Source organism: Microcoleus sp. B4-C2, assembly GCF_036705265.1.
Taxonomy (GTDB): Bacteria; Cyanobacteriota; Cyanobacteriia; order Cyanobacteriales; family Microcoleaceae; genus Microcoleus.
Genome location: NZ_JAUBUB010000020.1, coordinates 33,548 through 51,120, shown reverse-complemented (window position 1 = coordinate 51,120; position 17,573 = coordinate 33,548). Strand labels below are relative to the sequence as shown.

Below are 17,573 nucleotides of genomic sequence, written 5' to 3'. Positions count from 1 at the left end.
TAGTATATGATATTCCCCGATTTCTCACAATTTTCGGAACTGGCGAAACAAGGCAATTTTGTACCCGTGTATCAAGAATGGGTTGCTGATTTGGATACGCCGGTGTCTGCGTGGTATCGGGTTTGTGCGGGTCAACCTTACAGTTTTCTGCTGGAGTCGGTGGAAGGTGGGGAAAAACTTGGGCGTTATAGTTTCTTAGGGTGCGATCCGTTGTGGATTTTGGAGGCAAAGGGATCTCGCACAACTCAAGTTTACCGTGACGGTTCCGAAAAAGTATTTACGGGCGATCCGTTTGTAGCTTTAACTGAATGTTTGGAGTCTTATCAACCGGTCAAATTGCCACAGTTACCGCCGGGAATTGGCGGGTTATTCGGTTTTTGGGGTTACGAGTTAATTAAGTGGATAGAACCGCGAGTTCCCGTGCATCCAGCCAGCGAGAATGATTTGCCGGATGGATTGTGGATGCAGGTTGATAATTTGCTGATTTTCGACCAGGTGAAGCGGAAAATTTGGGTCGTCGCCTATGCGGATTTGCGCGAGGTTGGTGTTGATTTGGCCGATGCTTATCAGCAAGCGTGCGATCGCGTTGGCAAGCTAGTTCAGAAGCTGCAATCGCCGCTTTCCCGGCAATCTACTCTCATAGAATGGACACCTCCCAATAACGGGCAAGATGCCCGTTCCACAAGAGATAAGGACGGGCATCTTGCCCGTTCCACAACCGGAAATACAGAATTGGCTTACACTAGCAATATTAGCCGTGAAAAGTATTGTGCCAATGTCTTAAAAGCTAAGGATTATATCAAAGCCGGAGATATTTTTCAAGTAGTTATTTCGCAGCGACTAGAGGCTGAATACAGTGGCGATTCTTTTGCACTTTACCGCTCTTTGCGTCTGATTAATCCTTCTCCGTACATGGCTTATTTTCATTTCAGAGATTGGCAGATTATCGGTTCGAGTCCCGAAATCATGGTGAAGGCAGAAAACACTGCTGATGGCAAAAAAATAGCAACTTTGCGACCAATCGCCGGCACTCGCCGCCGGGGTAAAACTCCTCAAGAAGATGATGCTTTGGCTGCTGAATTGCTGCAAGATCCGAAGGAAATTGCGGAACACGTCATGTTAGTTGATTTGGGGAGGAACGATTTAGGCAGAGTTTGCCGAAACGGTACTGTAAAAGTTGACGAATTAATGGAAATTGAGCGTTATTCTCACGTCATGCACATTGTGAGCAATGTGGTGGGAGAATTGGCCCAGGATAAGACAGCTTGGGATTTGTTGAAAGCTGGTTTTCCTGCGGGTACTGTTAGCGGTGCTCCGAAGATTCGGGCGATGGAGATTGTGCACGAGTTGGAAGGTTGTCGCCGGGGGCCGTATTCTGGGGTTTACGGGTATTATGATTTTGAGGGGCAATTGAATAGTGCGATCGCGATTCGGACTATGGTTGTTCGTTCTTTAGGTGGTGACAAACATTCGGTTTCTGTGCAAGCAGGTGCTGGTTTGGTGGCCGATTCTAACCCGGATATGGAGTACGAAGAAACGCTCAATAAAGCCAGGGGAATGTTGGAAGCAATTCGCTGTTTGAAATCGTGAGGCGGAGCCTCTGGATCTGTGTTACCAGGCAGAGCCTGGTAACAAGAAAACAAGAAAATATCAGTGCTCGATCGACTTTTATCAAAGGCATAATTATGAATTTTTATATAGTTGACGTGTTTGCGGAGTCAAAATATGCTGGCAATCAACTAGCTGTATTTTGCGGTGCGGGAGTTGCCGAACTATCTGAGGCCCAAATGCTACAGATAGCGAGGGAAATCAATTATTCAGAAACTACGTTTATTCGATCGCCCGATCCGCGAGATGGCGGCTATGACGTGCGGATATTCACGCCCAAGAAGGAATTGCCCTTTGCCGGTCATCCGACTTTGGGGACTGCGTTTGTGTTGCAGCAAGAGATTATTCGCGAAAAGGTCGATCGAGTAATTCTCAATCTAGCCGTCGGTCAAATTCCCGTTACTTTTAATTATCAAAATGAATCGGCAGAGATTTTGTGGATGCGACAAAACCCGCCTAGTTTTGGTCAAGTTTTATCAGCCGAAAGTCTGGCAAATGTCCTGAATTTAGAACCAGATGAAATTGATTCCAACTTCCCAATTCAAGAAGTTTCGACCGGAGTGCCGTTTATAATTGTCCCATTAAAAACTCTCGCTTCGCTCAAAAAAGCTCAGGTCAACTTAGATAAATATTTTGAGCTAGTTGATACAAGGTCAGCGAAAGAAATTTTGATATTTTGCCCAGAAACTTACAGCGACATTAATGATTTAAGCGTGCGAGTTTTTGCCCATTCATTAGGAATTCCAGAAGATCCGGCGACTGGCAGCGCTAACGGCTGTTTGGCTGGATATTTGGTAGAATACGCTTATTATGGGTCAGCAAAGATTGATGTCAGAGTTGAGCAGGGTTATGAAATCGATCGACCTTCTTTGCTGTTGTTACAAGCAGCCCAAAATGAAGGGGAAATAGCAGTTTTGGTGGGCGGTAAGGTGGTGATGGTTGCTAAGGGAGAATTTGTGTAGAATTTTTAACAGAGAATTTTTAACCGCAGATGCACGCAGCTAGATTTAGATGCTTGTTTGGCGATCGAGATGTTACAATTTTGCTAATAGCGATCGCAGCACTTTGTCTGCTTCCTGCAGTCGCAGCGCGGGAAAACCAGCCATCTGCGGCCTGAAGCCATTCTGTCTGAGTTTAAACAAAGCGCTTTTTTCGGAAAACTTGCAATTGAGTGCGATCGATCTCAACGACTACTGGCCGCCGTTTGTTGAGGACGATCGCATTGTGTCTGTTTAGCAAAAGCAACTGAGCCAATATTGCCACAATCGCGCGCCTTTTGAGAAACTTGCCTTCAAAACGCGCCATTCGGACGATCGCCTCTTCAATTTTATAACAACAGTTGTTGCCTTTCGGGGAAATCACAAAAATCGTTCCCGGTATGTAATCACCTTCATTTGCCCAGAAAGCATACCTTTCGCCTAAAGTAAAGTAGTGAAAAACATTGTTAGCCGTGGAAGTTTTAGCTAACTTTTCCGAAACGCCCAAAGAATTAAAAACTACAGTGGATCTAATATAATCCGGGTATTTTGCTGCTATTTGCTGAGCAACTTTGCCGCCCAAACTTTCTCCGATGACATCCGGCGGATTCCCGCTGTGAAATTGCTGCTTTATCCAATCAATAGCACCCACAGTTTGCGCCGATTTTAACTGGCGTTCTAGTTTGGCCATAAATACATCGGGCGTATCTTCCAAAACGCGATCGAAAGGATACCAAGAACCGTATCCGCGAATCACGAAAACAGGCGGGTTATTGCCAGAAATGGGGATGCGACTTTCAGCATAAAAACCAGTGCGAGAGTCTTCAAACACTTTTTCTATGATATAATTTCCATCAATAACTTGCCCTTCTTCGTGCCGAATGTAAATTGAAGGATTATTGGGTTTAAAAGTATCGTGCAGTTGGGGTTTGGCAAACTTTTCATACAGGGAATCTAGCAAATGCCTTCCCGTTTGGCGATCGACAAAATCTGATTTTGTTATTTTCATCCCAAATCTCATTTCTAACTGATTGTGGGGGGAAAACCCGGTATTTTTGCAAAATACCTTTACCCAGATTTGGTAGGGGCGGGTTCACCAACCAAATCTAACGATTACGGACAATCTAGATAAACCCGCCCCCACCACAGATAACCTACGTCAACCCGAAATTTGCATCGCATCGGAAAATGTACATGATGATTTATGGTTTGGTTCGGGTGGGTTTTAGAGATTGTTTGTTTCAGGGAATTATTGTTTGTGAACCCGCCCCTACAAGCACCCGGTACATTCTGATTTATGCTTGGGTTGGGCGGGTTTTAGAGATTGTCAATTATTGGCAAATATTCTATGTGAAACCCGCCCCTACCAAATCACTTTTACAAAACTCGCAACGTGCTAGCAACACTATCGACTGCTTCCATCGCGCGAATTTCATCGAGTGCTTGTTGAAAATTCCCTTCCCTAACATCGTGAGTCACGACGACAATTTCTGCTAAATCGCCGTGAATTCCCGTCTGCACAACTGATTCCAAACTAACTTTGTGGTTGCCGAAACAAGTGCCTAGTTTGCCAATTACCCCCGGAGTATCGCGCGTCAGAAAACGGGCGTAAAAGCGAGTAACAAGTTCCTGCATCGGAGCAATTTTGCAGTAGTGTTGGTGACTGCAACTGAGTAAAGGATGAGGAATCGGAACAGCTTGGCTTTTCAGGATTGCCGCCACATTTATAATGTCGGATACTACGGCGCTAGCTGTGGGGCCTGCACCGGCGCCGCGCCCATACAGCATCAATTGCCCGATCGGCTCTCCTTCGACTAAAATAGCATTGTAAACCCCGTTAACACTAGCCAGCGGATGAGTTTTGGGTACAAAACTCGGATGCACTCGAATGGACAGCAGTTCGCTTTCTCCCTCCGCTTGCTTGCCATTGTAGCGGGAGGTTTCTTGAGCAATAGCCAACAATTTAATCACAAATCCCAGCTTGTCGGCGTAGTCAATATCCGCCGCACTAACTTTTCTGATACCTTCGCAGTGAACATCTGCTAATTTGATGCGTCCGCCAAAAGCTAGCGAGGCTAAAATAGCAATTTTATCGGCAGCATCTAATCCATCTACATCTGCTGTGGGGTCAGCTTCAGCATAACCTAATTGCTGAGCGTCGGCCAGGACTTCGGCAAAGTCTGCGCCTTCTGTTTGCATCCGCGTCAGGATGTAATTAGTTGTGCCGTTGACGATGCCGGTGACTGTTTGAATGCGGTTTGCAACTAAGGATTGTTTGAGGGTTTGAATGACTGGAATGCCGCCGCCGACAGCAGCTTCTAGCATTACGTAAACGCCTTTTTTGTTGGCGGCCTCGAAGATTTCATTCCCGTAGCGGGCGATAACTGCTTTGTTGGCAGTGACGACGTGCTTGCCGCTGGCAATAGCCTGTAAAATGAGCGATCGCGCCGGTTCCAATCCGCCAATCAATTCTACTACAATATCAATTTCCGGGTCAGTTGCGATCGCTTCTAGGTCAGTTGTCAGCACATTTTCTGGCAATTGTAAAGACCGAGTTCGAGAAATATCGCGCACTCCCACCCGATAGATTTCCAATTCCTGCAACAGTGGATGGCGACCATCTGGGGAGAGCAAAATCTCTGCTGTTCCCGCGCCAACTGTACCCAAACCTAACAAACCAATTTTGAAAGCCACGACTTTGACCCGTAGAAACTCAATTAAGCCACAACCATTGTAGGCTATTCGCGTACCGGAGCAATGAAAATAGTATTGTAGGGTACGCATTCAGTACCTTACAAGTCCGATATAAGGGAGCATCTCATATTTGTAAAAACACTTCTTATGGTTCCTTCCTTCTTCCTTCTTCCTTCTTCCTCTTTCCTCCTGGCTCCTGGCTCCTGGCTCCTAACTCCAATTTGTAGCTTGGCTGCAAAAGTGAGATGCTCCCCGATATAATTGCCCTAAAAACAATTGTAGGGCGAGCTCAGCCCACCCTACAAATCAGATTAAATCAGGTAACACATTAATAAGTTTCAACGTGCCAACGGTGGTCTTTTTTCAACTGTTTCTGATAGCCAGCCCAGTCAACGCCGTGCTTGCCAGCCGCCGCCGACATTCCCTCATCAATTCCGCCTTCCATACCCTTCAAACCGCAGATATAAGTGTGAGTATTCGGCTTTTGAACCAATTCCCACAATTGGTCTGCGTTCTCTTGAATCCGGTTTTGAATGTACATCTTGCCGCCGTCAACATTCTTTTGCTCGCGGCTGATGGCATAAGTCAAGCGGAAATTATCGGGGAACTCGCGCTGCAATTGCTCCAACTCTTCCTTATAAAGAATGTTGGGAGTGTAAGCAACTCCAAAGAACAACCAAGCTAAACCTCTGAATTTGTAATCGGGATTGTTTTCTTTAAACATCCGCCACAAATAAGCCCGGAAAGGAGCAATACCTGTACCGGTACCCATCATAATAATGGTGGCTTCCTCGTCGTCGGGCAACAGCATTTCCTTGCCTACGGGGCCGGTGATTTTGACATCATCCCCCGGTTGCAAACCGGTGAGAAAAGTCGAACAAACGCCGAACACTTGTTCGCCAGTCTCTGGGCTTTTGTACTCTAGGCGGCGGACGCACAGCGAGACTGTTTTGTCGTCGAGGTGGTCGCCGTGACGGGTGGAGGCGATCGAGTAAAGCCGAATTTTGTGAGGTTTGCCGTTTTTATCCGTGCCATCAGGAATAATCCCGATACTTTGACCTTCGAGATAGTGCAAATTGCCTCCAGAAATGTCGAAGGTGACGTGGCGAACTGTGCCGTCGCCGCCTTCTCTGACTAATTCTTCTGTAGAAATGCACTTACCAATATAGGGATTGGCCGGTTTGTAGAGGTTGACAGGAACCTGAACTTTTTCCTTGGCTTGAGTCATGGGCTTAGTTTCTTCTCCAGATTTCTGACTCTGTAGCCCTGCTTCTGGTGCGACTTTGCCATTTGTTTCGGGAGCGCTGTTTGAGGGGCGGATGCTGACAATTCTTCCACCCATCCGAGCAATCCGGCGCATTTCCTGATTCATGCGATCGTAGGGCACGGAGATAAATACGCTGCCGCTACGGCGAATCGGGTTACTTATTTGGTCAGTTGCTTGGCTCTGACGCATACCCTCCACTTCGTAAACAAAGATGCGGCTGCCTGATTCTGAGTTGGCCGCCACACCAGATATGCTTGGGCTGTACATTGGTTGATTTTCCTTCACGATACAGAGTTATAAAGAAAGAGAATGTGACGTTAGACTCAATTTACTTTTTTCTTAAGGCCATCGGGACTAATTGGCCTCGCCAATTTTTGGGCCTCGCCACGCCGGCGGGAAGGTTGAAGTTGCGATCGCTCGCGTATCAAATCCCTACTAGCCGAACGCCGCGCTCACCGAGCCCGCTTTGCGTTCGGCTGTTGACCTATAGCTATTGTTGTCTGCGTACTGCCAATATTTTACCCGATCGGGGGATCTGCCCCGATAAGTCGTTTTGATTGCCGATCGGTGATGGAGTGTGGCATCGGGCAACAAATAGCTCCTATTGACCGAAAGCAGCCAGGTACAAGATCCTGGATTTATGACTCCCAGGCTGACTGACGGGTCAATTCTACAATCTAAAATCTAAAATCTAAAATCTAAAATCTATCGACGTTGAGCTTGTAGTGGGCGATCGCATTCTGGTAAGATCAACTACTAAAGTTAGTGTTAATAGATATTAGGATCTTATGCCCCAAGCAATCCCAAATGCCTTGTGCGATGGGATAGGGAGCTGCGTAGTTCAGCCCAGGCGGGTCAATCCGCTCGAAGTAAAAAAGAAAGGGGAGGGATTCACGCCTCCCATGTCATACATAAATGACTATACTTTTACAAGCTATTAATTACTTGCCTTGAAGATTGCTTGGGTCTTCCCGGGCAGGCAATCAACTCACTGCTGTATGCTGGTGAGAACTCGATGCTATCGCGGTAGCACAGCAGCACAAAGCCTGCTTGCCGCTACCTGCGGGCTGAAATTTTGTGGAATCTAGACTTGAGTTAGTTAGTAAACAGTGATTTTGTTAGAGGGAAACTATGACAAGTAAGCCGGATCGCGTGGTTTTAATTGGCGTTGCCGGAGATTCCGGATGCGGAAAATCTACTTTTTTACGCCGATTGACAGATTTGTTCGGGGAAGATTTCGTTACTGTAATCTGCCTTGATGACTATCATTGTCTCGATCGCAAGCAGCGCAAGGAAACAGGGATTACAGCCCTTGACCCCAGAGCCAACAATTTTGACCTGATGGCAGAGCAAATGAAGGCGCTCAAAGAAGGTCATGCGATCGACAAGCCGATTTACAACCACGAAACCGGTATGATCGACCCGCCCGAAAGGGTAGAGCCGAATCACGTGATTGTGATTGAAGGGCTGCATCCGCTGTACGACGAGCGAGTTCGATCGCTCATCGACTTCAGCGTCTACCTCGACATCAGCGACGAGGTAAAAATTGCTTGGAAAATCCAGCGCGACATGGCGGAACGGGGCCACCGTTACGAAGACGTGCTGTTTGCCATCAATGCTCGCAAACCGGACTTTACCGCCTACATCGACCCACAAAAGCAATATGCTGATGTGGTAATTCAAGTGTTGCCGACCAACTTGATCAAAGATGACAAAGAGCGGAAAGTTTTGCGCGTGCAAATGATCCAGCGCGAAGGCATCGCCAATTTTGAGCCTGCGTATTTGTTTGACGAAGGTTCAACAATTAACTGGGTTCCTTGCGGCCGCAAGCTGACTTGTTCCTATCCCGGAATTAAGATGTACTACGGGCCCGATGCTTTCTACGGTCACGAAGTCTCGATTTTAGAAGTAGATGGTCAATTCGAGAATCTCGAAGAAGTTATTTACATCGAAAGCCATTTGAGCAAGACTTCTGCGAAGTATGAAGGCGAGTTAACTCACCTGTTGCTCCAGCACCGCGAGTATCCTGGTTCTAACAATGGAACTGGTTTGTTCCAAGTGTTAGTCGGATTGAAGATGCGGGCGACTTACGAGAAGTTGACTGCAAAAGAAGCGAAAGTGGCTATGAGTGTTTAGAACCCTGACATGAAAGATTTGGGAGGCGCAATCGCGCCTCTTTTTTTGTGGAGAAATGAACCGCAGAGGGCGCAGAGGGCGCAGAGTAGAGTTAGGGGAGGGGGTGTGGAAGTAGAGAGTCTAAGAAGGTTTTTCCGGCTTCATTCAGGTCGCTATCTAGGGAAAAAGTTAGACTGCGAACTCGAATATCGTCATTTTTTATATCTAGTGGCTGTGTGAGGTTTTGCGGGTAGACGAGAATTGCATTTTGGCACTTTAAGGCATTGGCGTAAGCAACTATTTGATGACGGTCATCACTGCCTACTTTATCGGGAGCTTTGTATTTTGTATCGAGGACATACTGGACTTTACTTGTTGCAATATCGCACAGCAGTAAGTCAATCCGATCGAAATAGTTTTTGTCATGTGTGACTCGGTGTTGTTGTTTGACAAAAAAGCCTTTTGGTGTATTTGCTTTGAGCCATTCAGCGACAAATTGTTCATATAAATTAGCCATGTCTATGAGAAAAGGGAGCATTTCGCGATCGCCACTTTCGTGACTCGGCCCTGTGTTATCTAAAAAGAATCGACATAAAGCGTGTAAAAGTTGATAATCTTGATTCAAACGGTGATAATTTCTATCAATACAAGCTTCGGATTTAAAAGGTTTTAATGTAACAAATCCTTGGAGTGCGTGAAAGGCTTTTCGCACAGTGGATGAAACAGATTCACGGCACAAACCGCTGCGGCCAATGATGAATAGTGTCCAAGCCAGAATTTGATTATCTTCGATGTCGCCTGTTTGTTCGTTGTAGTGGCATTTTAGTTTAACATCCCAAGGTTTTTGCAGGGCTGACCGCAAATCGACGCGGCCGCGAATGTAGGCGAGTCTTTCGGTTTTGGATAAGTAATCGCGATATAATCCTTTGCGACAGCGTTCTAGAATTTTGTGGGCAAGAATGTTAGCTAATCTCTCGTAACTTTCTTGTAAAGATTGGCACTGAATCGAGCCTTGGGGAAATTTTATATTAAGGTTGTAGGCATAGTCAATCATTCCGAAGAGGTTGTTTATGGGAACTTTTGGGCGGATGGCGATGTGAAATTCTGGAGTGATGGGAATGTTGCCAACTCTGCCTTTAGATTTTAAGTGCCATTGATATTTTGTTTTAGGGTTGGGAAATTCTATATCTATTTCCTTGGCATAATTCTGGTAGATTTTTTGTCCGACTGATTCGGGGATTGAGTCTTTGTCAAAAGTTGCTAATTGATATTCTGTAAGTTCGATAATTCGGCGGGATTCTGGTTTCATAATTGTGGTGGATGCGGTAACGCCACGGTATCGGGGTTAGATTGTCAATAGCCCAATTTTGTCTTGATATTCTCCCAGAGAAACTCATCCATTTTTTCCAGGTTATCAAAGAAGTATTCTTCGAGGTATGGCTCAATTTCCATTTGCCAAATATCTTGGATATCTTCAGCTAAGGTTTTTGTCAAAAAGAAGGAGATGCCTAATTCATAGTGTTTGTTGTTAATTGCGCGATTGACATCTTTTAGAATGCTAGTTAATTTATCAACTGGAAAACCTGTTTTCTCTCTTTGGTGATACTGTCGCAGCACTTCATAGTTTGGATAGACGGGAATGAATGCGAAGCGGCGGCGGAGTGCGTTATCGACTAAGGCAATAGAACGGTCTGCTGTGTTCATTGTGCCGATGATGCGAACATTTGTAGGAATTTTAAAGGGTGTACCGCTGGCTAGTTTAACAGTGCGCTCGCGGTCATCAAGCAAATACATCAACTCTCCAAATACCTGAGATAAATTTGCGCGATTAATTTCATCAATAATCAGAACGCAAATGTCTTGACAAGACTCAGCTTTGGTGCAAAATTCGAGGAATCTGCCGGGAACTATGGGATATGTTAATTGCCCATCTTGACTTTGCGGGCGGATGCCTTGAATAAAGTCTTCATAAGTATAAGCTGGATGAAATTGTATCAGTTCCCAGAATCCATCGCCGCCACCGATTAAATGTTTGGCTAGTTTTTCGGAAATGAAGGTTTTTCCGGTTCCGGGCGGGCCTTGTAGGATGGCTTGTTGCTTGCGGTTAATGGCGCGTATCCAGCGGTTTAGTTCTGTTTCGTCAAAGCCAGTTTCTTCGGCACATTGGTTCAAAAGATATTCCGGTTGCAACTGTACTTCTTTTACAGCGTATTCCAACACAATTGCCTCATCGACTAATGGCACTTCGTTACTAGGAAAGTCATATTTTTTTATCTCTACAAGCCAGTGGGAAAACATATCAAATAGATCGTCATCTCGAATAGAGGGAACGCCAGTTTGGTGCATTTCTTTAGTTAATTCTTTAATCAGCTCGTGTCCGGTTAAGTTAGCAGAGAAGTAGTCTATTAGCTGTTTGCTATACGAAGTATTGGCGAAATAGTTAATAACCTGTATTGACTTATCATTAATCGCGAGAAAGTCATCGGGACGGAGAGCATTGAGGATAGGTGTTAGCATTCCTATCTGGCAGATCTTGCCAAACAAGGATACTGGGATTTCTAAAAAATCTCTACAGAGTGAATATAGCCGACTCGGCTCCTCGTTACAAGAGCCGACGAAATAGATAATATAGTCGGCAATTCTTGGTCTCACGGGAAGTATTGACCATTCGTCTAGTTTATACAATTTTGAATGCAATACTAACTTTTTTTGGATGCACGGATTAATATGAATCCAGGCTCCTCTTTTTCGATTAGTAGGAGAGTCTTGGTAAGGTAGAAGTTGCAAGAATACAGATTCAGTCACATCTTCTCCAGACTCAGCAGCAGCAGCGATCGCTTCAAAATTGCGACGCCCCTGCTGACGCTGCTTCTTGTAAGCGGCTGTGTGATGCAACCCATCGGGAGTGTAGGGATATGAGCTGACAAATTCCTGAAATAGCCTGACAAACTCAGCTTTTTTTTCCGCTAGCATACTGCTCTTGCCAACTGTTGATTATTAAATTCTTGTAGTAAATATTTATCTGGAACATCCTCCTAAATCCTTGACCATTTTAAACTGTTTATCCGTAATGTAACGATAACTTTGTGGTGGTTTAAGCTCAGGTAACTTTTTTCTTAAACGCTGTAAGTCTACTGGTTGGCTAAACTTGTGAATCTCTTTTAAAAAAATTCCAATACCTGTTTTTGTACCTTGATAATAGTCATAAAAAGTTTCCCAGGAAATGCCCGCTTTGTCTTCAACCTCCTCCCAAAGTTCTGCAATTGGTTTTTCTATAATATTATCCACTTTGAATGAACCGAATACAGCTTTTTCCGGGGAGGAAACATAAATTAATACCAGATCGCCTTCTTTCAATAATCGAGGGCGGACGCGCCGCAATTCAACTGTCTTATTACTGTCGAATATTTTCTTGGCGTATTCCGGCCGAATAGATAATAGCAAGATACTTGACATCGGTTACAATCCTTTCTTTAAATCGCGGTTCCTTGATTATATATGATTCCGAATTGTTCCTTTGAAATCTTAAATAGACTTTGAACCGTTGTTTTATTTCCAAGTATTTCCCGAAGCCGGTTTAATGTCAGCGGTTTAGTGAAAATCTTGGTATCACTAAATCTTATAGCCATAATATCTTCATCGGGTTGGTTTTTTACTATTGTCATTAAATCTTTTAATTCATATATACCTAAACGGCGAAACTGTCTATATAATTTTTCCGGCTTGTCTATGATAACTTCATCTAACCTAGAGCAAGCTTTAACCTCTTTGGTTCCAAAAGTAAATGATGTATCGGAACTAACATACCATAAAATTCTACCAATAACACCAGGTCTTAACCCACCATTATTTCGCTTATAGTACACCAGTTCGCGTCTTAGCGCTAGATCAGCTTGAGAGTCCAAGAGGAACTGGTTAGCCAACTCTTCATCAAACAAATCTTTTGCCCATGTGGGTTGAATAGGAATAATGAATGTAGGCAAGTCAGCATTAATAATTTTAGCTGGCCAAAGGTGACGTTCAAGCTCAGACATGGTTATTATATCTTGAGTTAATTCGCTGGTATTAAGAGTCTGTGCAATCTTAAGGCAAAAATTGTATTCCTCTCCTAAATTACTTAACTCTGCAAGTTCCTTAGATAGTTCTTCGGCTGTTTTTGCGACAGCAATATTCGCCTTCAAATACCCATCATTAACTCGAACAAAAGCATCTTCTTGAATAGCTTGTAAAACTGTTTCTTCCAGATACGGGTCAATAATTCTGGTAAACTGTCGATTTTCCTTGGCTGAGAGCGATATAGAATAAAAAACCAAGTACCGTGCCAGTGTAGCTGCTATAGCGCCTGGACGAACTCGCATTATTGTCACTTTTAGTTCGCAAGCTTGCTGTCGATCAAAAACAATTAAAGCCAGGGGGAGATTTTCATTTTCTAAAAAAACATAACACTTAAATTTATCTTGATTGGCAATAACATGGCGCAGCCTTTGTTTAAAATCTCCCTCGCTCTCGCCCTGTTCACTAGCGTAAAAACTATCAAGTAATCGAGATTGTTCAAATCTCTGAATGAGTTTCATCTTGACAGATGTACCTGCCAAGCGAACGGGCTGATATTCAACATTTCTGCGAATCTCATCAAATTTTAAAATTAAATTTGTTGGGCTAATTACTTCAAGTGTAAATTTATTATAAAGTTCATCAGCTAATTTCAAAATTTCTGTGTTGCGAGTAACAAAGACCTGGGAATCCGAAGCAATAGTTATAGCTAACTGACTTATTGTAGCTCTATCAAAAATTACAGATTGCTCGGTCAAAAGTTGATCGATAGAAGGTAAAATACTTTCAAGCCGCGTTTTCTCGTACAACAACTGAGTAAAACTATTAGCCAGGGAACGTTTGCTATCTCTTAAAGTAGCATTATCAATTCTGTTAATTGATTTGAAAATTTCATCAGTGATGCATAACTCCAAGTCATCCTGCAACCAATCAGCCAGCAGAGAGTCCGATTCGGTAGTTTTAAGCTCCTTATTTCCGTGTAATTCTAAGAAAACGCTTGTATCGATGACCGCACACAGTTTAGATTCAAGTTTCTGATTTGCAGCATAAGAAAATATGCTGGGATGATTGTGTTCTAGCCACCAAACTGTAAGAAGTTTACCATCCTTACTTTTGCCTGTTTTTTCATTTAAGGGAACAAAACCTAATTTAGACCACATTCCGTCTAGGCCATAATCGCGGCGACATTTAAGCTCAAGGCGATAAAAATCCTGAGTTTTTTGACTTAAGTAATTAACTAGCTTTTTAGCAATATCTTTGCTGCGCCATGACGGATTGACGCAAAGATGAACGATAACAATTGCGTGTTTTCGGAGCGCCTTCCGGTATAGCAGATAACCAATACAATTTTGCTCTGCATCGATAGCCACAAGAATCATACGCTTGATTGCGTATTCTACAAAAGCATCTCTTGGTAACAAGCCCAGAGTTTTTTTATTGGCATCACCTAGTGCTATAACGGTTTGCAAATGAGGGGATGTATGGTCAATTGCTTCGATCGTCACCTGTGTTTTTGCTGTCACTTGTTTGTACCTCCTCAAGTTTCCGCCCTACCTCAGTTTGATCTAACTTTACCACTGAGTCAATGATTTGGGTTGCTATCTCGCCTTTCCTTCCCTCTCAGTATCACATTACAAGCCGCTGGGAAAGTCGGGAGTCATATAAGTTTGATCGCACCCACCATCCTTACCCACATCAATAGCCCTGCCAAACCAGTAACACAGGCAAAACCGCTAACAACAGTTCCCGGAAAATTTAAACTTGCGCCCAGTGACTCAGATTTACCAAACTGTGTCTATACTCGATAATTGAATCCGGCGATCGCGACTAATAACGGGTACATTAAGATACAAAGCAGTAGCAGCAATAATGCGATCGGGCAAATCGGGAATTTGCGATCGGTCAACTTGCCTTAAAGTCAAAGCTATATTGCGATCGAAAGGAATTTCAACCAATAAGGCATCATCGCTCTCAACTTCTCTCAATAATAGATCGAGAGTAGTTGAATTAATCCGCCCTCTCTCGCTCAGATAGACAATTTCTGCTAATGTAATTGATGAAAAAGCCACCTGATTTCCCTCGGCAGCTATCTCTTCTATTGTCGTTCTAGCAGTCACCGAAAGTCGCGAATCCGCAAAGATATACCAGATCACAGCATGAGTATCAGCTACAGCACGCAGCATTAGAAATCCTCCCTTGGGAAATTCGCCCATTCTTCGCTGCGAGCTTCATCTATATCAGCGGCAGAGGGTGCAATTCCCAAGTCAGCACATAAACCCCACAATGATTTGCGGGGAGCGGGCCGAACCACTAATTCTCGTTCTATTTCAGGAACAATCCACTTAATCAATCGTAACTTTTCGGCTAGAGACAAGTGCTTAACTAGATTTAAAACCGCCTCAAAAGTCATGTTTGTTATGTTTCAATTTGTGATTGGTGTAATTGTAGCATTTTGGCTGCCAAGGACAGCATCACCAGGTTTGGGTTGAGAAGATTCGTTTACCACGGTTCCCGGAAAATTTAAACTTGTGTCGAAACAATCTAAACGTGCTATATTCAACTCCGTAAACCCTGAACTGCGCTTTCAGGTAATGCAAATTTATAAACGAGTCAACTGAATGCTCTCTACTTTCAAGAAATTAGCTTCAATTGCAATCATCTTTGCCGCCCTAAAACTTTTACTTAATTATCCGCCTTTCAGAGAAATAGAAAATTATATCGCAAATAGAAACCCAGCAAGTGCCACCTTAGACAATGGAACTCTGCAGCAAAAATCCAGCAGCCCGCCTCCGGTACTTCCCAAAAAACCACCAGAGCAAACCTTTGATGTAGTAGTATATGGTGATGAAGTACCGGGGATATGTGCGGCGATATGGGCTAAGAAAACTTTAGGCCCAAAGGGCAAAGTTGCGATCGTGCGATCGAACTACGGAAGAGCTCCTTTGGGCGGCTTACTCACCCGCGGCGGTTTAGCTTACATCGATTTAGATAAAATCCCCAATTGGCGCCGCCAACCCTACGCCCAATGTTTTAAGGAATTCTTAGATAAAGCGAATGCGCGCGAATCTTGCTTAGACCCAAAAAGGGCAGATCAAGCTCTCAGACAAATGCTTTCAGCAGCAAAAGTCAGAGTTATTTCCAACTCAACTCTTACTCCCCACGTCGTAGATAAAAAAATCGAATATGCCCAAGTAAAAGGCAGTAGCTTAAGAATTAAAGCCAACTCTTTTATTGACGTAACTCAAGACGCTGAATTAGCCAGAAAAGCCGGATTATCTTATTATACAGGATATGAATCTCAAAATATAAAATCCAAAAATGAAACTTTAGCAGTCTCTGTAGTTCCGACAATTACAGGTATAACGATGTCCGAATTCCGCAGAATAGAAGATGACATTCTATACAATCGGCTTTTGGTAAAAAAGATTAAAGAAAGCATTACAAAATATAAAGATCCAGCCAGTACAAAATTCTGGCTGAAGAATTTTTGGAGTACGATTTATCAGCCATATACAGACGGCTACGACATCAGAAGTGTAGCTATAGGAGCAGCATATCACATAGATAGAAATCTGCCCTTTAGTCAAAATAAAGGATTCTTTTTTGATAAAGGCAATGTCTGCGTTTATAACAAAAATGTGCTGTCCTGGAACGGGTTTCTGTTTAAATACCAAGTTGACCAAATCATGAAGATGGAAGCTAACGGCAGAAAACCGACTCCTGAAATGATTAGAGAAATGTCACATCTCCAACACTGGCTACAAAAGAAGTCGGGTAAAGATGTGAGAGTATTTATTCCAGACGAGATTTATATCAGGCAAAGTTTGAACGTTCGCGAGGTGGTAGATCCGCTGACGGGGAAGGAGATTATCAAAGGGGGAACAGTACCCGGAAAGTCGATCGGCAGTTTTTCCTACGATTTCGATATGCGGGGCGGAGTCAAGCATTTATCTACGAGAATTCCGCCGCTACCAGTCTATAATTTCGGGATAGAAAGCGCTTTGGCTAGCAAAGTGAATAATTTAGCCATTGTTGGGCGATCGTCCGGTTATGTCGGTATGGCTGTATCCGTCGGGCGAATAGCAACGGTGAATATTTATCAAGGACAAGGTGTGGGCGTGGCGGCGGGTTTGGCTAGCAAGTTCGGTGTGCCGCTGAATTCGATTACTTCGGCTGAAACGAAAAAAACTCTGGAGACTTTAACGGGGAAAAAGACGTATTTGTCTGGGAGAGATACGAGTTATGGGGTGGATTATAAGGAGGTGAAATAATTAGAGATATTAAGAGAACTTTACCGCAGAGAGCGCAGAGAGCGCAGAGAGGGGAGGGATGAGAGGTTTTTTTACGACAGGATGAGGCGGCGAATTCCTTCTTTTAAAAAGCGGACATTAAAGTTGATGAGAAGGGCTAGAGGATAACCAGTCATTTTCAGGTATGATATAACTTGAGCCTCATGGATAGGAAGTATAGTTTGGACTGACTTTAATTCAATAACAAGAGTGTTGGCAACCAGCATATCGTATCTGCCTTCCCCAACCACAACACCCTTGTAAAGGACATTCACCGTAGGTTGAGGGTCAAAAGGAATTCCCCGGAGAGCGAGTTCTTCACGCAACGAATTCTCATATACCGCTTCCAAAAAACCCGGCCCCAACTCCTTATGAACCTCCATCGCCGCCCCAATCACCGCATAAGTCAACTCATTCAGATCATCTTCCAACTCTCTTCTCTCCTCTTCTCAAACCAATAATCACAATCATAATCCAAAACCCTCCCCACACTCTTCCCTCTGCGCCCTCTGCGCCCTCTGCGGTTCAAAACTCTTCTCTTAATGGAGTGGATTGTAAAGAGGTGAATAG

General features: G+C 44.0%; 15 protein-coding genes. 5 read left to right on the top strand and 10 right to left on the bottom strand.

The features are described from left to right. Positions 1-6 precede the first annotated feature (6 nt). From trpE to QUB20_RS09190, 3 genes are all read left to right on the top strand, one after another. Positions 7-1,590: an anthranilate synthase component I gene (gene trpE / locus QUB20_RS09200; protein WP_333248228.1), complete on the top strand. Its 1,584-nt coding sequence runs from the start codon at positions 7-9 to the stop codon at positions 1,588-1,590. 95 nt (positions 1,591-1,685) lie between these two features. Further along, positions 1,686-2,570 (top strand): PhzF family phenazine biosynthesis protein, encoded by an 885-nt coding sequence (locus tag QUB20_RS09195; protein ID WP_333248226.1) that lies wholly within the window; start codon positions 1,686-1,688, stop codon positions 2,568-2,570. A 29-nt stretch (positions 2,571-2,599) separates the two neighbouring features. Further along, positions 2,600-2,725, top strand: coding sequence for a hypothetical protein (locus QUB20_RS09190; protein ID WP_333056682.1), 126 nt, complete (start codon positions 2,600-2,602; stop codon positions 2,723-2,725). Between the two features lie 17 nt (positions 2,726-2,742). On the opposite strand, the gene QUB20_RS09185 is transcribed toward QUB20_RS09190, so the two are convergent. The 3 genes from QUB20_RS09185 to petH form a co-directional block, all read right to left on the bottom strand. Continuing rightward, positions 2,743-3,594: a hypothetical protein gene (locus QUB20_RS09185; protein WP_333248224.1), complete on the bottom strand. Its 852-nt coding sequence runs from the start codon at positions 3,592-3,594 to the stop codon at positions 2,743-2,745. A gap of 368 nt (positions 3,595-3,962) precedes the next feature. Continuing rightward, a complete protein-coding gene (locus QUB20_RS09180) occupies positions 3,963-5,279 on the bottom strand; it encodes a homoserine dehydrogenase (protein ID WP_333248244.1) in 1,317 nt (438 codons plus the stop codon). Between the two features lie 328 nt (positions 5,280-5,607). Further along, positions 5,608-6,813: a ferredoxin--NADP reductase gene (petH, locus tag QUB20_RS09175; protein ID WP_333248223.1), complete on the bottom strand. Its 1,206-nt coding sequence runs from the start codon at positions 6,811-6,813 to the stop codon at positions 5,608-5,610. Between the two features lie 864 nt (positions 6,814-7,677). Here petH and QUB20_RS09170 point away from each other — a divergent pair. After that, positions 7,678-8,682, top strand: coding sequence for a phosphoribulokinase (locus QUB20_RS09170; protein ID WP_333248221.1), 1,005 nt, complete (start codon positions 7,678-7,680; stop codon positions 8,680-8,682). Positions 8,683-8,773: 91 nt separating this feature from the next. Here QUB20_RS09170 and QUB20_RS09165 read toward each other — a convergent pair whose 3' ends face one another. The 6 genes from QUB20_RS09165 to QUB20_RS09140 all read right to left on the bottom strand — a co-directional run bounded on the left by QUB20_RS09165 (position 8,774) and on the right by QUB20_RS09140 (position 15,124). Beyond that, on the bottom strand, positions 8,774-9,970 hold the full coding sequence (locus tag QUB20_RS09165; RefSeq protein ID WP_333248219.1) for a 5-methylcytosine restriction system specificity protein McrC: 1,197 nt from the start codon (positions 9,968-9,970) through the stop codon (positions 8,774-8,776). A gap of 44 nt (positions 9,971-10,014) precedes the next feature. Beyond that, entirely contained in the window at positions 10,015-11,634 is a 1,620-nt protein-coding gene (locus QUB20_RS09160) for an AAA family ATPase (protein ID WP_333248217.1), read from the bottom strand. A 45-nt stretch (positions 11,635-11,679) separates the two neighbouring features. Further along, positions 11,680-12,117, bottom strand: coding sequence for an ASCH domain-containing protein (locus tag QUB20_RS09155; protein WP_333248215.1), 438 nt, complete (start codon positions 12,115-12,117; stop codon positions 11,680-11,682). A gap of 17 nt (positions 12,118-12,134) precedes the next feature. After that, entirely contained in the window at positions 12,135-14,237 is a 2,103-nt protein-coding gene (locus QUB20_RS09150; protein WP_333248213.1) for a GNAT family N-acetyltransferase, read from the bottom strand. Between the two features lie 258 nt (positions 14,238-14,495). Then, positions 14,496-14,897 (bottom strand): type II toxin-antitoxin system VapC family toxin, encoded by a 402-nt coding sequence (locus QUB20_RS09145; RefSeq protein ID WP_333248211.1) that lies wholly within the window; start codon positions 14,895-14,897, stop codon positions 14,496-14,498. After that, positions 14,897-15,124: a hypothetical protein gene (locus tag QUB20_RS09140; RefSeq protein WP_333248209.1), complete on the bottom strand. Its 228-nt coding sequence runs from the start codon at positions 15,122-15,124 to the stop codon at positions 14,897-14,899. Before QUB20_RS09140 ends, QUB20_RS09145 begins: the two co-directional genes overlap by 1 nt. A 208-nt stretch (positions 15,125-15,332) precedes the next feature. Here QUB20_RS09140 and QUB20_RS09135 point away from each other — a divergent pair, with 208 nt between their 5' ends. Next, positions 15,333-16,985, top strand: coding sequence for an FAD-dependent oxidoreductase (locus QUB20_RS09135; protein ID WP_333248207.1), 1,653 nt, complete (start codon positions 15,333-15,335; stop codon positions 16,983-16,985). A gap of 71 nt (positions 16,986-17,056) precedes the next feature. Here QUB20_RS09135 and QUB20_RS09130 read toward each other — a convergent pair whose 3' ends face one another. Further along, entirely contained in the window at positions 17,057-17,434 is a 378-nt protein-coding gene (locus QUB20_RS09130) for a GxxExxY protein (protein ID WP_333154313.1), read from the bottom strand. Positions 17,435-17,573: the final 139 nt, after the last annotated feature.